Source organism: Streptosporangium sp. NPDC049046 (genome assembly GCF_040649155.1).
In the GTDB taxonomy this organism is placed as follows: Bacteria; Actinomycetota; Actinomycetes; order Streptosporangiales; family Streptosporangiaceae; genus Streptosporangium.
On sequence record NZ_JBEZEZ010000006.1, the window covers coordinates 1 to 16,567 of the forward strand.

Here is a 16,567-nt window from a genome sequence, read left to right on the forward strand (position 1 = left end):
CCTGCGGAAACTACGCTGTTGCCCCCTTCGCGCAGGTCAGCTCATCAAAGCCATCTTCGCTCTCCAAGCCCGCGAATCAGGATGAAATACGTTCAGTGTTTTCGTCAATCTCCACAATGCTCTGCGGGTCATCATCGACCACCCCGAGCTGTATCCCTACTTCTACGAGTCCAAGCCGGTGCCGCAGAACGGAGAGACACGGGTTCGCGTGCTCGTGACGGCAGAGATGCTGTGTGACGTGCTGAGCATCGGTCTGCGTGCGGCGGAACAGATCCCCGCCACCGGGCACGGTCTGAATCTCTGGAGGGATTACAGCCTTCAGATGTTCAAGAGCTGCCCGGCCATCAGGGAGGTGGTGGACCGGGACCCGGACCTATGGCACTACCTCGCACCTTTGCGTACGGCCTCGGTCGCCTGACCTTCGGGCAGGCCGCCCGCGAGAACGGCCAGTTGTATTGACCCGCAGGGTTGTTGACGCGGGTGATCGGTGGCCGAAGGGTGGGAAGAGGCTTCACGCCACATCGGTGCCCACACTTTCCGTAACAGCCTTCCGGGCGATATAAGAATCCGTTGACGATTACGGGCACGCCGACGCGGCCCCCGCTGGAAGGCGAGGGCCGCGTTGGTTCGGGTGAGGGTCAGGGCACCCAGTGGTTGCCGGTTACGGTGATCATGACTTGGAGCTGGATGCTGGTCGAGTAGTAGTCGTTCGCGGTGAACGGGGTGTTGAGCATCTTGTTCCACAGGGCGTCCAGCCAGGCCTGGCTGCCGGAGTCGGTCATCGCCGCCACCGCGAACGGGGCGAAGTGGGCCGGTGCGCTGCCGCTGGAGATCTGGGTGCCGTTGAGGGAGTAGCCGATCGCGATGTTGTTCGGGTTGCCGCCGGTCTTGCCCTTGATCCAGGTGTTGAGCTTGCGCGCGGCGGCGAGGGACTTGGCGTCGCCGCTGGTCACCGCGTCGTTGCCGATCCGCCACGGGTCACGGCAGGCGTTCCACCAGTACTTGCCGTCGTTGGCGGACTCCAGGACCTCACCCGGCGCGGGCTTGGGGGTGGTGTTGGTGTTGACGACGAAGTCGGCCAGCAGGCCGGTGTTCGGCGCGTAGGTCGACTGCTGGGAGGCGATCAGGTTCTGGTGGTTGGTGCGGACGGTGTCCCAGGTCGTGTCGCCGGTGGCCTTGCGGAACGCCCTGAAGTGATCGATCATCCAGTCCGAGGAGCGGCTGATCCAGTAGTACTGGTCGCCGGAGCTGCTCCAGTCGCCGAGCTTCATCAGCTTGGTGGTCGGGTTGACCTCACCGGCCTTGATCGCGTTGATGTGGTTGATCGCGAGCTGCCGGTAGTTGTAGGTGCCCGTGCTTCCCCACTGCCGGTCGGCCAGGAGCAGGCCGTAGGCCACGTCCAGGTCGCCGTCGGTGGCGGAGTCGCCGCCGTTGACGCTCTGGCAGGCGGTGTTCTGCTCGGCGGCGAGCAGGCCGGGGGTGATCGACGACGGGTGGGCCAGGACGTACTTCACCAGGCCGTCGAAGATCTTCTTCGCGTCCGGGTCGGCCCCGGCCATCGTGGCGGTGATGACCATGCCGTAGCCCTGCGCCTCGGCCACGTACGGGTGGTCGGCGTCGGGGGAGATGATCTGGTACCAGCCGTTGCCGCAGTTCTGCTTGACGAAGGCGGCCTTCCAGCGCCGGTAGTAGTCGACCACCTTCTGGTCGAGTGTCGCCTGGGTTCCGGTCGGGCGCAGCATCCCGGCCGCGTAGGGGATCTTGTGGGAGCCGAACGGCACGCCGGGGGCGCCGGGGGACGGGGTGACCGTGGGGGTGGGGCTCGGGGTCGTGCCGCCCGTGCTGCCGTAGACCTCCATCTCGTACAGCGAGTAGCCGTACACGGTGCCTCGCGCGGTCCCGTACATCCGCACGTAGCGGCCGGTGCCCGAGAGGGTCAGGTCGTCGACGCCGCCGTCGCCGGTGGTGGTCGAGTAGACCGACGTCCAGGTGGAGCCGTTGGGCGAGACCTCGATGCGGTACGACTTCCCGTACGCGGCCTCCCAGGTCAGCTTGACCCGGGAGACGGTGGCGGAGGCGCCGAGGTCGACGCGGATCCACTCCGGGTCGTGGCCCTCGGCGGAGGCCCAGCGGGTGGCGGCGTTGCCGTCGAAGGCGGCGCCGGGAAGCAGGGTGGAGTCCTCGGTGGAGGAGGCGGTGGCCGGGCGGCCACGGGAGAGCAGGGAGTCGGCGGCGAAGCCGGCCGGTGCCGCCAGTACGAACAGCGATGCGATCAGTGCCGACGCCAGTGCCAGGGCGAGGACGGGCGAGGGGCGTTGGAGGCGTTCGAGGCGCGGTCTCGCGTGCACAGGGGTGCCCTCTCTGCGATCATCTAGTTAGGAAAGGTTCCTAACTAGGGAAAGATGGCACCATCCCTGACACGCTACGGTCAAGGGGATGGGGGGCCCAAATTCCTCCCATACCCAGAACCGGGGAAATCCGGGACAGCGGCAGGGAGAACGAAGACGAGCGCTGGATGCGGCGCAGACCTTTCGGGTGATTGAATCCCCGCATGTCGTTCGATGTGTTGATCAGGGATGGCTGGGTGCTCGACGGCACCGGGGCTCCGGCTCACCGGGCCGACGTCGGTGTCAACGGAGACCGGATCACCGCCGTGGGCCGCCTGGAGGGCGCGGACGCCGCGACCGTCGTCGAGGCCGCCGGGCGCCACGTCATGCCCGGACTCGTCGACTGCCACGCCCACGGCGACGCCCTCGTCTTCGACAAGAACGTGCAGTTCGCCGCGCTCCGCCAGGGCGTGACCACGTTCGTCCTCGGCCAGGACGGGCTCTCCTTCGCCCCCTCCACCACCCCGGAGACCTTCGCCTACGCGACCCGCTACTTCGCCGCCGTGAACGGCGTCCACCCCTCGGCCGACGGGCCGATCGGTGTGGCGGAGCTGCTCGCGGGCTACGACCGGGCAACCGCGCTGAACACCGCGTACCTGCTCCCGCACGGCACGATCCGCCACGACGTGATGGGCGCCGCCGAGCGGGCCGCCACCGCCGACGAGCTGGCCGCGATGCTGGCCCGCGTCGAACGCGGCCTGGCGGAGGGCGCCGTCGGCCTCTCCACCGGCCTGGAGTACGCCCCCGGCCGCTACGCCGACGCCGCCGAGATCGCCGCGCTCTGCGCACCGCTGGGCACCCTGCCGTATGTGACGCACATGCGCGGGTACGGTGCGGCGGCTCCCGCCGGGATGGCCGAGGTGAGCGACATCGCCCGCCGCTCGGGCGCCGCCGTGCACGTCTCGCACTATCACGGTCCGGCCTCCACGCTCCTGCCGCTCGTCGACGAGGCCCGGCTCATGGGGGTCGACCTGACCTTCGACACCTACCCCTACCTGCGGGGCAGCACGATCCTCGCGATGGTCGCGCTGCCGCCGTGGGTCCCGGCCGCCGACGTCGAGCGCACGCTGGAGGTGCTGGAGTCCGAGCCGATCCAGTGGGACGAGGCGCTCTGGCCGAGAATCACCTTCTCCCACCTACCCGGTGTCGAGTGGGCCGAGGGGATGACGCTGCCCGACGCCGCGGCCGAGGCCGGGCTGGAGCCGGGGGAGTTCTGCCGCAGGATCCTGATCGACACCCGGCTGGAGGCCGGATGCGTGGCGGCCCGCCCCGACGAGGGCCCCGAGGGTGAGGCGTCGGTCCGCGCGGTCCTGCGTCACGCGGCCCACACCGGCGGCTCCGACGGCATCTACGTGGGCGGCCACCCGCACCCGCGTGCCTACGGGGCGTTCGCCCGCATGCTCGGCCACCACGTCCGCGAGACCGGCGACTGGACCCTGGAGCAGGCCGTCGTCCACCTCGCCTCGCACCCGGCCCGCCGCTTCGGCCTCGAAGGGCGGGGCCTCGTCCGGCCCGGCCAGGTCGCCGACCTGGTCGTCCTGGACGCCACCGCGGTCGCCGACCTGGCCACGTACGCCGTCCCGCGCACCCCGGCCACCGGGATCGGCGACGTCCTCGTCTCCGGGGTTCCGGTGCTCACCGCGGGAGCACTCACCGGCGCCACCCCCGGCAGGGCACTACGCCCCTGAGAAACGGCGTCACCCCTCGGCAGGTCGCCCGGCTTTCGAGGAACGGCGCCGCCCTCGGCGGCCCTTCGGACACGGCCCTGGAGAGGGTGCCGTGAGGATAGGGTCCTCAGGGCGGCGAAAGGGGACGCGATCCCCCACGCCCGGATGCGGTGGCCGATAAGCCGCCGAATCCGTCAGGCGACGCGGAGGGGGACGGGACGTGAAGGGCATCGTGGATATCGCAGATCCCGGGGCGGTGCTGGGGGCCTCACTGTTCGGCGGGGCGTTCACCTTCCCCGTGATGGTGGCCCACCGGAGCGCGCTGGAGCACAACATCGCGACCCTCGCGGCCTTCACCCGCGAGTACGGGCTCACCTTCGCCCCGCACGCCAAGACCACCATGTCGCCCGAGCTGGTGAAGGCGCAGCTCGACGCGGGCGCGTGGGGGATGACGGTCGCCACCCCCAGCCAGGCGCTCACCCTGCGCGGGTTCGGCGTCTCCCGCATCGTCCTCGCCAACCAGGTCTTCGACCCGGCGGGGCTGACCGCTCTCGCCGCCCAGCTGGACGAGGATCCCGCGTTCGAGTTCCTGTGCTTCGTCGACTCGACGGCCGGGGTCGAGGCGCTCTCCCGGCACGCGGGGGCCAGGCCGTTCCGCGTGCTGGCCGAACTCGGCCACGAGGGCGGGCGCGGCGGCAGCCGTACGCTCGCCCAGCTGCTGGAGGTCGCCTCGGCCGCGCAGGCGGTCGAGGGCGTGGAGTTGGCGGGCGTCGCGGGATACGAGGGCTCGCTGGGGTCGGCGGAGGAGGTACGGGCCTACCTGTACCGGCTGCTGGAGGCGCTGGAGCACCTGCGGGTGCGCGACCCGATCCTGTCGGTGGGCGGCAGCCAGTGGTTCGACGTGATCGGCCGCGAGCTCGCCGCCTGCCAGGCGAGGGTGATGCTGCGCAGCGGCGCGTACGTCTCCCACGACGACGGCTACTACCGCGAGCGCACCCCGTACACCCGGATCGACGGAGAACTGCGCGCGGCGCTGGAGATCTGGGCGCACGTGCTGAGCGTCCCCGAGCCCGACCTGGCCGTGGTCGGGTTCGGCAAGCGCGACGCCCCCTTCGACGAGGGGTTGCCGATCCCGCGCGGAGCCGTCGCGGGCGCGACGGTGCTCAAGGTCCAGGACCAGCACACGCTCCTGAGGCCGGCACCGGGCTCGCCGGTGCGGCCGGGCGACCTGGTGTCGTTCGGCATCTCCCACCCGTGCACCGCCTTCGACAAGTGGCGGACCATCCCGGTGGTCGACGAGGAGTATGTCGTCGTCGATCTGATAAACACCTTTTTCTGATTTTCCATCGCTGAGGATTGGTGAGATGAGCGACAAGCAGGAGCTGAGGACGAGCGAGGGCGCGGCGCCCGTCGGGGCGTACTCGCAGGGTCTCGTGGTCGGCGACTTCGTCTACACCTCGGGCATGGGGCCGCTCAGTCCCGAGACCGGCGAGGTCGTCGGGACCGACGTGGCCGAGCAGACCCACCAGGTGATGCGCAACCTCGGCGCGATCCTCGCGGCCCACGGGCTGGGCTTCGACGACGTGGTGAAGTCGACCGTGCACCTGGAGCACCTCAAGCGTGACTTCGCCGCCTACAACGAGGTGTACAAGTCGTATTTCACCCGCCCGTACCCGGTTCGCACGACCGTCGGCTCGGACCTGATGGACATCCTCGTCGAGATCGACTTCGTGGCCTACAAGCCGCGTTAGAGTCTGACCGACTTCGTGGGAGGGCGGCGGCTTGGACAGCTCGCTATACGTCTACGTCGAGGACGTGCGCGGGGAGGGCCTTGAGGCGGTCCTCGACCGGATCACCGGATACGGCGCGACGGGCGTGACCGTGGCCGCGGCCTACCACCGTGCCCGCGACGTCACCCCGCACGGCCGCCCTCGGGTGACGATCCGCAACGACGGCGCGCACTTCACGCCGCCCGCCGACCTGTTCGGCGGGCTGCGCCTGGTGCCGCCCGTCCAGGACGGCGCCGAGGACGAGCCGCTGGCCGCCCTGCGCGAGGCCACCGCCGCACGAGGGCTCGCCCTGCACGGCTGGACCGTCTTCCTGCAGAACACCACGCTCGGCCTGGCCAACCCGGACGTCACCGTACGCGACTGCTTCGGCGACCGCGGCTCGCCCGCCGACCTGTGCCCCTCCCACCCCGACGTGCGTCTGTACGCGGTCGCGCTGGGTCGGGCGGTGGCGAGGCAGGGGGTCGACAGCGTGGTGGCCGAGGCGCTGCACTACGGAACCTTCGGCCACGGCTACCACCACGAGCGCAGCTTCGTCCCGCTCGGGCCGATGGACGCCTTCCTGCTCGGCCTGTGCTTCTGCGGTTTCTGCATGCGCCGCGCCGCCGACCTGGGCGTGAACGCGGAGGTGGCGCGCGAGGAGTGCTCCAGGATCGTGGGCGCCGTGTTCGACGGCGACCCTCCCGCCCAGGGCGAGGTGACCCGCGCCGCCCTGACCGCGTACGCGGGGCCCGAGGTGGTCGCCTACGCGCGGGCCCGCTCGGAGACGGTGACCTCGCTGGTCTCCGAGGTCTCCACCGCCGTCACCGACGAGGGCTCGCGTCTCGTCTTCCTCGACGGGACCGGTGCGGTGAAGGGCTACACCGACGGGCTGCCCTCGCCGGGGCTCGCCGCGCACGACTCCTGGCAGCTCGGCGTCGACCTGGTCGCCCTCGGTGACCTGGTGCCCTCACTCGGCGTGCTCGCCTACGCCAGGGACGTGGCCAGGGTGGCCGACGACGTCGCCGCCTACCGCCGCTCCACGGGCAAGGACAGGGAGTTGCGGGTCGTCCTGCGTCCGGGGCTGCCCGACACCGACTCGGCCGACCGGCTCGCCGCCAAGGTCCGCGCCGTACGGGCCTCGGGTGCCGACGCGGTCGACTTCTACGCGTACGGGCTCATGCCCTACCCGATCCTGGACCGCATCCCGGGGGCGCTCTCCGCCTGAGACCGGCCTGGTCCGACGAGAGACCTGGTCCGGCGAGACCGGCCGGAGGAGGCCGATGTCTGGTCGGCCGGGGGTCTTCGCGAGGCGGGGCTCGGGTTCTGCGGCGGGTCCACGAGCGGGTTCGTGGGCGGGTTCATGAGCGGGTTCGTGGGTGGGGTCGCGAGCAGGTTCATGAGCGGTTTCGCGAGCGGGTCCATGAGCGGGTTCAGGAGGCGCGGGCGCCGTCCAGGACGGTGCTCACGGCGCGGGCGGCGAAGTCGTCGTCGAGGGGCAGGCCGCGGAAGACCGCGCGCAGCCAGACCGCCCCGGCGAGCAGGTCGACGATGAGCAGGGGGTCGGCCCCGGCCGGCAGCTCGCCGCGCCGCCGCGCACGGTCGAAGACGGCCTTCTCCCGCGCGAATCGGTCGGCGAAGAAGCGCCGGGTCGCCTCGGCGAGCTCGGGGTGGTGAACGGCGGCACCGAGGGCCGCGACCGCGACGTCGGCGGCGGGCGGACGGGTGAGCAGGGCGGCGACCCCGCCGACCAGGGCCTCCAGATCCCCCCTGAGGTCGCCGGTGTCGGGCGGCTCCATCGCGAGCAGGTCGGCCTCGACCAGGGCGGCGGCGAGCAGTGCCGCCTTCGACGTCCACCACCGGTAGATCGTGGTCTTGTTCACCCCCGACCGCTCGGCGACCCCTTCCACCGTCAGGCCCTCGTATCCCTTGGTGGCGAGGAGTTCGAGCGTCGCCTGGAAGATCTGCTGTTCCTTGCGCGGTGCCATGGGCCGACTATAGCGACTCATAGCAACGCAACGGTGCGTTGTGTTTTAATCAACGCAATTCCCGGCCGGGCCATCTCCCCGATCGGGCCGACCCCCTGGAGGCGTGCGTGCTCCCCGTCGTTCTCGTCCACGGCATCCGGCTCAGCGCGACCATGTGGGGCCCCGTCATCTCCCACCTCTCCCGCCTGGGGCGTCCCGCGACGGCCGTGGACCTGCCGGGCCACGGCACCCGCCGGGGCGAGCCGTTCACGATGGACGCGGCGGCGTCGGCGGTCGCGGACGCCGTCGACGCCCTCGGCGGCCGGGCGCTCGTGGCCGGGCTCTCCCTCGGCGGATACGTCGGCATCGCCACCGCGGAACGCTTCCCCGAGCGGGTGGCCGGGCTGATGGCGATCGGATGCACCGGGCTCGGCTCGGCGGCGGGCCCCCACCGGTTCGCCGCCTCGCTCGCCGCCCGGAATCCGTCGCTCGCGAACCGGATCAGCTCCTACGCCCTTCGTCGTCTCCTGCCGGGTCCCGTGGGGGAGGCGATGGTGGCCGGGGGAGTCTTCTGCGAGGTGATGCCCCAGGCCGTCGACGCCGTCGCCGACCAGGACCAGCTCACGGCACTGGCCTCCTACCCGGGACGCGTGTGGCTGGTCAACGGCACCCGGGACCCGTTCCGGGTGCACGAACGCGCCTTCCTGCGCGCCTGCGGGAACGGACGACTCATTCTCGTCCCCCGCAGGGGGCACCTGGGCGTGCTGGCGGCGCCGGGAGCGCTGGCCAGGCTGGTGGGCGACCTGTGCGACCAGGTGGACCACTGTCCGCACACCGGAGCGGAACGGCGCGTCTAGACGGACCCGCGCGTCCAGATGATCGCGTACCCCCACGTATGCCTCGTATGTCGAGGTGGTCTCGTGTGTTCAGACGGAGCGACCGGAGAGGGCGGTCGCGACGCCGAGACCCAGGTAGACGATCCCGCTGAAGTGGCCGATCAGCGGCGCCCTGTTCCTCAGCCGCCCGCCCACGGCACCCGCCGCCACCGCGTAGATCAGGTCGGAGAGCAGGCCCAGGAAGAGCAGGGTTCCGCCCAGGACGGCGATCTGCAGCGGCACCGCGCCCGCCTCCGGCTCCACGAACTGGGGCAGGAAGGCGAGGAAGAAGAGGATCACCTTGGGGTTGAGCACGTTGACGACCACGCCCTCCAGGAAGATCGCCCGAAGCGGCTGCGGCGGGGTCTCCCGGCTCGCGAACTCCTGCCTGCTCGTCAGCGCCCGGATGCCCAGGTAGACCAGGTAGGCCACCCCGGCCCACTTGATCACGTTGAACAGGGTCGCCGATTGTGCGATCACGTACGAGAGACCGGCCGCCGCGGCGGCGATGTGCACCAGCGTGCCCACCTCGACGCCGAGCGCGCTCGCCACTCCGGCGGCGCGGCCCTGGGAGACGGCGCGGGCGATGATGTAGATGTGGTTCGGGCCAGGCACCAGGACCAGTGCCAGCGACGCGACCGAGAAGATCAGCAATGTGGACGGGGAGACCATGCCCCGACGATAGGGGCGGCCCGGCCCTCGCCGTCAGGGCCAATGCCTGGACCCTTTGGTGTACCAATCGGTCCAGGTTCGCCCCTTACTGATGTACCAATCGTTCCCCGTTCATCCCCTGCGGGTGGAATGTCGATTCCGTCAGTGCCCCGTGCGATACTCGCCGACGTGGGGTGGAACAGCACGCGGAGTGTTCTGATCGGGCGATCGGCGGAGCTCGATCGCCTGACCGCGGTGCTCGACACCGCGGCCGCTGGGCAGGCCGGGGTCGCCCTCGTAGGAGGCGACGCGGGTATCGGCAAGACCCGCCTGATCACCGAGCTGGCCGGACAGGCCGAGGCGGCGGGGTTCGCCGTGCTCGTCGGCCAGTGCGCCGAACTCGGCGACGCCCTTCCCTACCTCCCGCTCGCCGACGCCCTGCGTTCGGCACGAGGGGAGCTGCGCGCGGCGCTCGACGAGCGGCCCGTACTCGGCAGGCTGCTGCCCGGCGGCACCGACCAGGGCAGGGAGAGCACGTCGGGCCTGACGCAGCAGCAGCTCTTCGGCTCGATGCTCGGCTTCCTGGCCACGCGGCCCGTGCTGCTCGTCCTGGAGGACCTGCACTGGGCCGACCAGTCCACCCGCGACCTGCTGGTCTTCCTCAGCCGGATGCTGCAGACCGAGCGCGTCTGCCTCGTCGGCACCTACCGCACCGACGACCTCCACCGCCGCCATCCCTTGCGCCGGGTCCTCGCGGAGCTCAAGCGCCTCCCCTCGGTGACGCCGGTGGAGCTGGAGCCTCTCGACCGCCACGAGATGACCGACTACCTCGCCGCGCTCGGCGGCACCGACGCCGGCGTGATGAGGAAGGTCGTCGACCGGGCCGAGGGCAACCCGTTCTACGCCCAGGAGCTGCTGGACGCCGCCTCCGAGGGCTCCTCGATCCCCGACGGCCTGGTCGGCCTGCTGCTCTCCCGGACGGAGCCGCTCTCCGACCCCGCGCAGCGGGTGCTCGGCGGCGCGGCCGTCGCGGGCCGCCGGGCCGACCACGACCTGCTCCAGCAGGCCTCGGGCCTCGACGACCTCGCCTTCGAGGAGAGCATGCGGGAGATCGTCTCGCGCGGCCTGCTCCGCCCCGACGGGGAGTACGGCTACGCCTTCCGGCACGCGCTTCTCCAGGAGGTCGTCTACAACGACCTGCTGCCCGGCGAGCGGACCAGGATGCACGCCGAGTTCGCCCGCCTGCTGACCGGCCGAGGAGGTTCGGCTGCCGAGCTCGCCCACCACTACCTGGCGGGCCACGACCTGCCGGGGGCGCTCGCCGCGTCCGTGGAGGCGGGGCGCAGGGCCGAGCGGCTGGGGGCGCCCGCCGAGGCACACCGCCACTTCGACCAGGCACTCGGGCTCTGGGACCGCGTTCCCGACGCCGAACGGCTGGCCGGGATCGACCACATCGCCCTCGCGGCGCGCAGCGCCGCCGCGGCGGCCGACAGCGGCGACAACCACCGGGCGATCTCCCAGCTCCGAAGCCTCCCGCCCTCCGCCGAGATCAACGAGCGGCTCTCGTACTACCTCATCGACGCCGAGGACGCCGAGGGCTCGATCGCCGCCGCGTACGCCGCCGTCGAGGCCGCGCCGGAGGGGCCCGTGCTCGCCCGCGCCCTCGCCACCTACGCCCGTTCGCTCTACTGGACCGAACGCCACCACGAGGTCGAGGCCCTCGCGAGGCGTGCCCTGGAGGCGGCCCGCGCGAGCGGCGCCGCCGACGCCGAGACCAGCGCGCTGATCACCCTCGCCGCCCTCGCCGCGCTCGCCGACGACATCTCCCACGCCAAGGACCTGCTCGCCTGCGCGACCGCGGAGAGCTCGGGCAACCTCGCCATCGACCTGCGGGCCATGTTCACCTACGCCCGGGTCCAGTACGAGAACGGCGACCTCGCCGAGGCGGCGGCCACCACCGACCGGGGGCTGCGGCTGGCGCGCGAGAGCGGTCTCAACTGGAGCACCTACGGCACCGACCTGCGCTTCCTGCGTCTCCTCATCCACTACGTCGCGGGGGAGTGGGACCTGGCGGAGAAGGTCGCCTCCGGGTTCGCCGTCCGCGTCGGCACCCCCTCCGAGGCACTCCTGTCGTCCTTCGCGCTCTTCGTCGAGGTGGCCAGGGGCCTGCCCGTCGTCGAGGACCGCCTGTCGTGGCTGGAGCCCTTCTGGCCGGACGATGTGACGATCGCCGCGATGAGCCGCGGCCTGGCCGCCGAGCACGCCCTGTGGCGCGGCGACCCGGAGACGGCGCTCGAACACGCCCGCGCGGGGCTCGACGTCATCCTCCCCAACGACCCCGCCGTGATCCGGCTCAGCGGCACCGCCCTGTGGGCGCTGACGGACCTGGGCCGCGCGGAGGAGGCCGACGCCTTCCTGGAGCGGGCCAGGGTGCCCGCCGCCGTCGGCCCCGGCTCCGTCCGGCGGGGCCCTCTCGGTCCGGAAGGGCTGGCCTGGCTCGCCAAAGCCGAGGCCGAATGGCACCGCGCGCACGGCCGCTTCGACGTCGCGGCGTGGCGAGCGGTGGTCGAGGCCTTCGACTTCGGATTCGTCTACGAGGTCGCGCGCTCGCGGTGGCGGCTGGCCGAGGCGCTGCTCGTCGAGGGCGACCGCGCCGACGCGTTGAAAGAATGGAAGCTCGCCGTCGAGGCCGCCGAGTCACTGGGCGCCCGGCCGCTCGGCGCGGCCCTGGCGGAGCTGGGACGCAGGGCGCGCTTCACCTCCACACCGCCGACCCTGCTCACCGCCCGAGAGCAGGAGGTGCTCGCCCTGGTGGCCGAGGGCCTGCCCAACCGCGAGATCGGCGAGAGGCTGTTCATCGCGCAGAAGACGGTGAGCGTGCACGTCTCCAACATCCTGGGCAAACTGGGCGTCTCCTCCCGCACCCAGGCCGCCGCCGTGGCCCACCGGGACGGTCTCGTCTGACCCGGGTGGATCCGCGTGGGCCGCATGGCTCAGGTGACCTCGGCAGGGCCGGCCGATGGCGTGACCCGCGCCGGTACGGCCCTTGACCGGCGTGACCCGTGGTCGGTGCGGCCCGCGACGGGTGGCCTGCGGCCGACGTGTTCTGCGACGTCGTCCCGTGAGTTCAGGCTCTGCCCTGGCCGCTGCGCGCGGTCAGGGCGAGGTCCCGTACGACCTGGATCAGCTCGGCCGGATCGAAGGGTTTCGTGAGGTAGGCGTCGACCCCGATCCCGAGGCCCCGCCGCTTGTCGTCCTCCTGTGCCCGCGCGGTGATCAGGACCACCTTGATATGGCTGGTCCCCTCGTCACCCCGCAGCCTGGTGGCCGTCATCCAGCCGTCCAGCCTGGGCATCATGACGTCCAGAGTGATGACGTCTGGCATCACGTCCAGCACCCGATCCAGGCAATCCTGCCCGTCGGAGGCCGTGTCCACCTGGAACCCCTCCAGGGTCAGGTTGACCGCGATGAGCTGCCGGATGACGTCGTCATCATCCACTACCAAGACCTTGCCGAGAACCTCTCCCACGGCGTGAGGCTAACTCCTCTCTCCCGTCCACGCGCGGCTTTCCGAAGATGTGTACGCGTAACCGTCACCGCGTGACGGGCTTCCCAGGGCCGAGCCCTCCCCTCTGCGTCCCCGGCGGCATCGCGGCCACCCCGAGTCGTCAAACGCGTCCGACGAAGCGGCTCCAGGACCTGCTTGCCCAGCACAGCGGCAAGTGCCTGGACGCGGACGGTGCCGGCAGGGCCGACGGCGCCAACGTCATTCAGTGGACATGTCAGCCGCAGTCCAACCAGCAGTGGCGGCTCGTCTGAAACGACGACTCCGTACCATCCGTTCTTCGAACTTCGGGTAGGAGCTTTGTGGCCGGATAGCTCTGGGCGATTCCGGCCACAAGGTGTTCGCGATCGGTTAGATTTCTCCGCTGCGAATGCCTGTCAGGAAGTTGTTCCAGGCCGTGGGGGAGAGGGTCAGTGCAGGGCCGGCAGGGTCCTTGCTGTCGCGGACGGCGACGAGACCGGGCAGGTTCGTCGCCACTTCCACACAGTCGTTGCCGCCACCGCTGAGACTGGACTTGCGGAACTCGGCGTCGGACAGGTCAGGGGAGATCATGGCTGCTCCTCACTGCGGCTATGAATGCCGCAGACTTCTCGGGGGACAGGCAGACGTCGCGAAGGCGCTCAAACTTTAGGGTAAGTCGGAGCACCTGGTCGGATGCTTCGACGTAAACGTCTCCGCTGGAGCATTCGGTGTAGCCCACTTCCGGGTCATCGTCGCTGAAACTCAGTACGGAGAAGGCGCCTTCCAGGCCGCTGTGTGCGCCGACCGCAGTGGGGAGGACCTGGATTGTGATGCTGGGCCAATCGGAGACCTGGAGGATGTTGTTGAGCTGGCGGACCATGAGGCCGGGCGATCCGACTGGGCGGCGTAGCGCGGCCTCGTCTATGAGGGCGTGCAGGGTTGGCGCACCTGGGCCGAGCAGGTTGATCTTTCGGGTCATGCGGGCGCTGACGTGCCGGTCGAGCTGTGTCTTGGTTAGCTCGGGTCGCGCTGCACGGATGACCTCATAGGCGTACTCCTCGCTCTGGAGCAGACCCGGGATCAGGATCGGCTCCCACTTGCGGATAGTCGTCGCCTCGGTTTCGAGCGCGATGTAGTAGCCGGTGAAGACATCCGAGTAGGCGGTCCACCAGCCACGTACGGCGGCGTCCTTGCAGAGCTGGATCAGTTCGCTCTTCGTCGCGAAGTCCGCGCGGTACAGGTCACAGGCGTTGGCGACGTCCGAGGGGGTCACTGTGATCCGCGCGTTCTCAACCCTGTTGAGCTTGGATCGGCTCCACCCAAGCGGGCGAGCTGCCGCCTCGGGCGTGAGCTCGGCTTGCTCCCGGAGTCGTCGTAGTTCACGGCCCAGACGACGCTGCCGGACTGTGGGGCTCTTCGTCATGCTGCTCAGTGTGCTAGGGATCCGGTAAAAAATCTATACGCACAGCGCTTGCGCGCTCGCACAGTGTAACTGCATGATGGCTCGACAACATCGCTACTTTGAATGGGGTGCCGTCGTGCTAGACCGCCACTCCGCGAGCGGAGCTGACCATGGTTGTTGAGCCTCTGTTAGGACTTCGCGGTTCGCGTGCCTCCGGAAGGCTCTTGCGTGCTGTGCTCTGGGGGCAACACAAAGGTTCCGAGGCTGGAGACGAGCTTGACGAGCCCCAGGTCGCGCAAGTAGCGAAGAACGTGACGGGCGGTGTTGTTTCCGACGTCGTAGTCACCCATGATCGCCACGATGCTCGGGATCTTGTGGCCAGGTGGCCACTCGCCACTGCGGATGCGCTGCTCAAACGTCTCGGCGATCTGCTCCCACTTGGGTCGGCCCGGCTCGAAATCGATCATGTTAGCGACCGTATTGGTTGCCAGCATGCCTGGGCGATATCAGACGTGCCTAGACGTGCCTAGGCACGCATGGACACGCATGGGCATGCCTACGAGATGTCCGCTTTGACTGCTCTCAAACAAACGGACCCGTCCGACGAGGCAAGCGTCTGGACGGGTCCTTGACCAGGAAGGGAGTCCTGATCCGTGAACAACCCTAGTACGCCAGTTCTCGACAAACAGGTGGTCGGCGGCTGCGGCTGTTTCGCTGAGGTGCCGCCGCTGCCGATGGGGTGTGCGACCTGCGGGCATGCCCCCTACGCGCACGGCTGCCCTGATCGGCCCGCCGATCACGAGTACGCCCAACCCTCAGGTGACCTGCTGGAGGTCCGGTTGCGGGCCCGTCGTACCGGAGACCGTTCCCTGCGGTGCTTCGAGCCCGTCCCTGCGACCTCGGCTGCCGTGATCCCCGTTCAGCGGTCCGTTGAGGTGGTCGCGCCGGTATCCGTTCGGCGGTGTGCCGGGTCGGACCCGGTCGAGGGGGCTGCGGCGGCAACCGAGCGGTGTCGTCCCGAGCGGACCCCGGCCGTCGAACCGCCCGTACCGGTGTCGTCGCCTCGGCGGATGCCCTGTCGCTCGCGTCCGGCGTCGCCGTCAGGGGCCGCTCTCACTGGGCCGCCCCGGCTCGGAGGTGGACGCCATTTGGTGTCTCGCTTCGGGCGAAGAACCACCTGCGCACCGAACCGCTCAGCGGTCACTCCGTCTTCGTGCCGGTCACCTGATCGGTACGGCGAACCCCTCCAGAACCGTCCCTGTTTCATGAGGCAGGCCCGCCCCACGCTGGAAACGACCGGGCGGGCCCTTGATCGGATCGAGGTCCAATCAGTGACAGATGGTAGTTCCACCCACCCAGAGCCCACCAGCCCCACGACGACGATTCCCGGCTGGCGGCTGATCCTCAGCGACGCCGGACGGCTGTGGGCCAGCCGCGAGAAGCCCTTCTCCCCGGCGGCCACCAACGCCGGGGCGGAGAGGACCGTCGACGCCGACGACCTGGAGGCGTTGCGGGCCGAGACCGACCGGCAGGAGACCTTCGCCCGCGAGGCGGACGAGCAGGCAGCGAAGGAGGAGCAGGCGGCACGCGAACAGCGGACGCGGCAGGCTCCTGCCCCGGACGAGAGGGAACAGCGGATGCGAGAGCGACAGGCGGCGGAGCGGGAGCAGGCCAGGCAGGTGATCTCATGATCCGCCGCTGCCTGTCCGCCGCCAGGGGCCGTCACCGCGACGGCCAGGCCGTCATCGCGGTGCCGCGCTACACCTGGGATCACGAGGCCCGCGCCGAGGCCGCGATGCTGCAGGCCACCCGCCCAGGCTGGTCGGTGCTCTACGGCACCGGAAGCCGCCTCTTCCACGCCATCGCCACCTGGCCCACCCCGGAGCCGCTGATCATCTGCGACCGAACCCTGGAGGGGTTGAAGACCCAGATGTACGAGGCCGAAACGGCCGTCCTGCACCGCTGGGCCCTCACCTCCAGCTCGGTCACCATCGGCCACTTCTGACGAACGGGCACGGCGGCCCCCCTTCCCCGATCCAGGGGCCGCCGTGCCGCCCACGACATACCGCGCGAAGGCGAAACATCGCCGTACATCGCCGAGGGAAGCCATATGGAACAGGCCCGGCGGGAACTTAAGAGCGCTGAGAGCGAACTCGCCCTCCGCTGTACGCGCGCATCGAGCCGATCCTGTCGGATAACGACCTCTTCGAGCGCAAAGCGACAAGGTGGGCGTCACGCGAACACGCCAGGGCTGATTTCTGCGAGGTCGTTCGGCATGTAAAGGCGAAGGGGATTTCGGGCCTGAGCCGCCGCGAGGCACTTGGGA

The 16,567-nt window shown here is 70.2% G+C and carries 17 protein-coding genes; 10 read left to right on the forward strand and 7 right to left on the reverse strand.

Annotated elements, in window-relative coordinates; all coding sequences use genetic code 11:
* Nucleotides 1-208: 208 nt before the first annotated feature.
* Nucleotides 209-418, forward strand: coding sequence for a hypothetical protein (locus AB0B96_RS09745; RefSeq protein WP_362897398.1), 210 nt, complete (start codon nt 209-211; stop codon nt 416-418).
* Between the two features lie 220 nt (nt 419-638).
* On the opposite strand, the gene AB0B96_RS09750 is transcribed toward AB0B96_RS09745, so the two are convergent.
* Entirely contained in the window at nt 639-2,348 is a 1,710-nt protein-coding gene (locus AB0B96_RS09750; RefSeq protein ID WP_362897399.1) for a glycosyl hydrolase family 8, read from the reverse strand.
* 203 nt (nt 2,349-2,551) lie between these two features.
* Between AB0B96_RS09750 and AB0B96_RS09755 the strand changes: the two genes are divergently transcribed.
* From AB0B96_RS09755 to AB0B96_RS09770, 4 genes are all read left to right on the forward strand, one after another.
* On the forward strand, nt 2,552-4,075 hold the full coding sequence (locus AB0B96_RS09755; RefSeq protein ID WP_362897400.1) for an amidohydrolase family protein: 1,524 nt from the start codon (nt 2,552-2,554) through the stop codon (nt 4,073-4,075).
* A 211-nt stretch (nt 4,076-4,286) separates the two neighbouring features.
* Nucleotides 4,287-5,393, forward strand: a complete 1,107-nt coding sequence (locus AB0B96_RS09760; RefSeq protein ID WP_362897401.1) for an alanine racemase — start codon at nt 4,287-4,289, stop codon at nt 5,391-5,393.
* Between the two features lie 25 nt (nt 5,394-5,418).
* Nucleotides 5,419-5,805, forward strand: coding sequence for a Rid family detoxifying hydrolase (locus AB0B96_RS09765; protein ID WP_362504357.1), 387 nt, complete (start codon nt 5,419-5,421; stop codon nt 5,803-5,805).
* 31 nt (nt 5,806-5,836) lie between these two features.
* A complete protein-coding gene (locus AB0B96_RS09770) occupies nt 5,837-7,048 on the forward strand; it encodes a hypothetical protein (protein WP_362897402.1) in 1,212 nt (403 codons plus the stop codon).
* A 205-nt stretch (nt 7,049-7,253) separates the two neighbouring features.
* Here AB0B96_RS09770 and AB0B96_RS09775 read toward each other — a convergent pair whose 3' ends face one another.
* Nucleotides 7,254-7,808 (reverse strand): TetR/AcrR family transcriptional regulator, encoded by a 555-nt coding sequence (locus tag AB0B96_RS09775; protein WP_362897403.1) that lies wholly within the window; start codon nt 7,806-7,808, stop codon nt 7,254-7,256.
* Nucleotides 7,809-7,915: 107 nt separating this feature from the next.
* Between AB0B96_RS09775 and AB0B96_RS09780 the strand changes: the two genes are divergently transcribed.
* Nucleotides 7,916-8,644 (forward strand): alpha/beta hydrolase, encoded by a 729-nt coding sequence (locus AB0B96_RS09780; protein WP_362897404.1) that lies wholly within the window; start codon nt 7,916-7,918, stop codon nt 8,642-8,644.
* 69 nt (nt 8,645-8,713) lie between these two features.
* Here AB0B96_RS09780 and AB0B96_RS09785 read toward each other — a convergent pair whose 3' ends face one another.
* Nucleotides 8,714-9,334: a LysE family translocator gene (locus tag AB0B96_RS09785; protein WP_362897405.1), complete on the reverse strand. Its 621-nt coding sequence runs from the start codon at nt 9,332-9,334 to the stop codon at nt 8,714-8,716.
* 144 nt (nt 9,335-9,478) lie between these two features.
* Here AB0B96_RS09785 and AB0B96_RS09790 point away from each other — a divergent pair, with 144 nt between their 5' ends.
* Nucleotides 9,479-12,277 carry an AAA family ATPase gene (locus tag AB0B96_RS09790; RefSeq protein WP_362897406.1) on the forward strand — a complete coding sequence of 933 codons (2,799 nt, stop codon included), beginning with the start codon at nt 9,479-9,481 and terminating at the stop codon, nt 12,275-12,277.
* A gap of 163 nt (nt 12,278-12,440) precedes the next feature.
* Here the strand turns inward: AB0B96_RS09790 and AB0B96_RS09795 are convergent, their stop codons facing one another.
* Nucleotides 12,441-12,842 (reverse strand): response regulator, encoded by a 402-nt coding sequence (locus tag AB0B96_RS09795; protein WP_362897407.1) that lies wholly within the window; start codon nt 12,840-12,842, stop codon nt 12,441-12,443.
* Nucleotides 12,843-12,913: 71 nt separating this feature from the next.
* Here AB0B96_RS09795 and AB0B96_RS09800 point away from each other — a divergent pair, with 71 nt between their 5' ends.
* Nucleotides 12,914-13,132: an RICIN domain-containing protein gene (locus AB0B96_RS09800; RefSeq protein WP_362897408.1), complete on the forward strand. Its 219-nt coding sequence runs from the start codon at nt 12,914-12,916 to the stop codon at nt 13,130-13,132.
* Between the two features lie 97 nt (nt 13,133-13,229).
* Here AB0B96_RS09800 and AB0B96_RS09805 read toward each other — a convergent pair whose 3' ends face one another.
* The 3 genes from AB0B96_RS09805 to AB0B96_RS09815 form a co-directional block, all read right to left on the reverse strand.
* Nucleotides 13,230-13,430 (reverse strand): DUF397 domain-containing protein, encoded by a 201-nt coding sequence (locus AB0B96_RS09805; RefSeq protein ID WP_362897409.1) that lies wholly within the window; start codon nt 13,428-13,430, stop codon nt 13,230-13,232.
* The gene (locus AB0B96_RS09810) at nt 13,417-14,262 is read right to left on the reverse strand and encodes a helix-turn-helix transcriptional regulator (RefSeq protein WP_362897410.1); all 846 of its coding nucleotides are present in this window, start codon (nt 14,260-14,262) and stop codon (nt 13,417-13,419) included. Before AB0B96_RS09810 ends, AB0B96_RS09805 begins: the two co-directional genes overlap by 14 nt.
* 167 nt (nt 14,263-14,429) lie before the next feature.
* Nucleotides 14,430-14,708, reverse strand: a complete 279-nt coding sequence (locus AB0B96_RS09815; protein ID WP_362897411.1) for a winged helix-turn-helix domain-containing protein — start codon at nt 14,706-14,708, stop codon at nt 14,430-14,432.
* Between the two features lie 864 nt (nt 14,709-15,572).
* Here AB0B96_RS09815 and AB0B96_RS09820 point away from each other — a divergent pair.
* Both AB0B96_RS09820 and AB0B96_RS09825 read left to right on the forward strand, forming a co-directional pair.
* Nucleotides 15,573-15,932, forward strand: coding sequence for a hypothetical protein (locus AB0B96_RS09820; protein WP_362897412.1), 360 nt, complete (start codon nt 15,573-15,575; stop codon nt 15,930-15,932).
* Entirely contained in the window at nt 15,929-16,246 is a 318-nt protein-coding gene (locus AB0B96_RS09825) for a hypothetical protein (protein ID WP_362897413.1), read from the forward strand. The genes AB0B96_RS09820 and AB0B96_RS09825 overlap by 4 nt, the downstream gene beginning before the upstream one ends.
* Nucleotides 16,247-16,567: the final 321 nt, after the last annotated feature.

Excerpts from the sequence above, each read along its gene's own strand:
- AB0B96_RS09815 (WP_362897411.1), bottom strand. The coding sequence starts at position 14,708 with ATGATCGATTTCGAGCCGGGCCGACCCAAGTGGGAGCAGATCGCCGAG.
- AB0B96_RS09765 (WP_362504357.1), top strand. The coding sequence starts at position 5,419 with ATGAGCGACAAGCAGGAGCTGAGGACGAGCGAGGGCGCGGCGCCCGTC.
- AB0B96_RS09755 (WP_362897400.1), top strand. The coding sequence starts at position 2,552 with ATGTCGTTCGATGTGTTGATCAGGGATGGCTGGGTGCTCGACGGCACC.
- AB0B96_RS09825 (WP_362897413.1), top strand. The coding sequence starts at position 15,929 with ATGATCCGCCGCTGCCTGTCCGCCGCCAGGGGCCGTCACCGCGACGGC.
- AB0B96_RS09785 (WP_362897405.1), bottom strand. The coding sequence starts at position 9,334 with ATGGTCTCCCCGTCCACATTGCTGATCTTCTCGGTCGCGTCGCTGGCA.
- AB0B96_RS09805 (WP_362897409.1), bottom strand. The coding sequence starts at position 13,430 with ATGATCTCCCCTGACCTGTCCGACGCCGAGTTCCGCAAGTCCAGTCTC.
- AB0B96_RS09775 (WP_362897403.1), bottom strand. The coding sequence starts at position 7,808 with ATGGCACCGCGCAAGGAACAGCAGATCTTCCAGGCGACGCTCGAACTC.
- AB0B96_RS09810 (WP_362897410.1), bottom strand. The coding sequence starts at position 14,262 with ATGACGAAGAGCCCCACAGTCCGGCAGCGTCGTCTGGGCCGTGAACTA.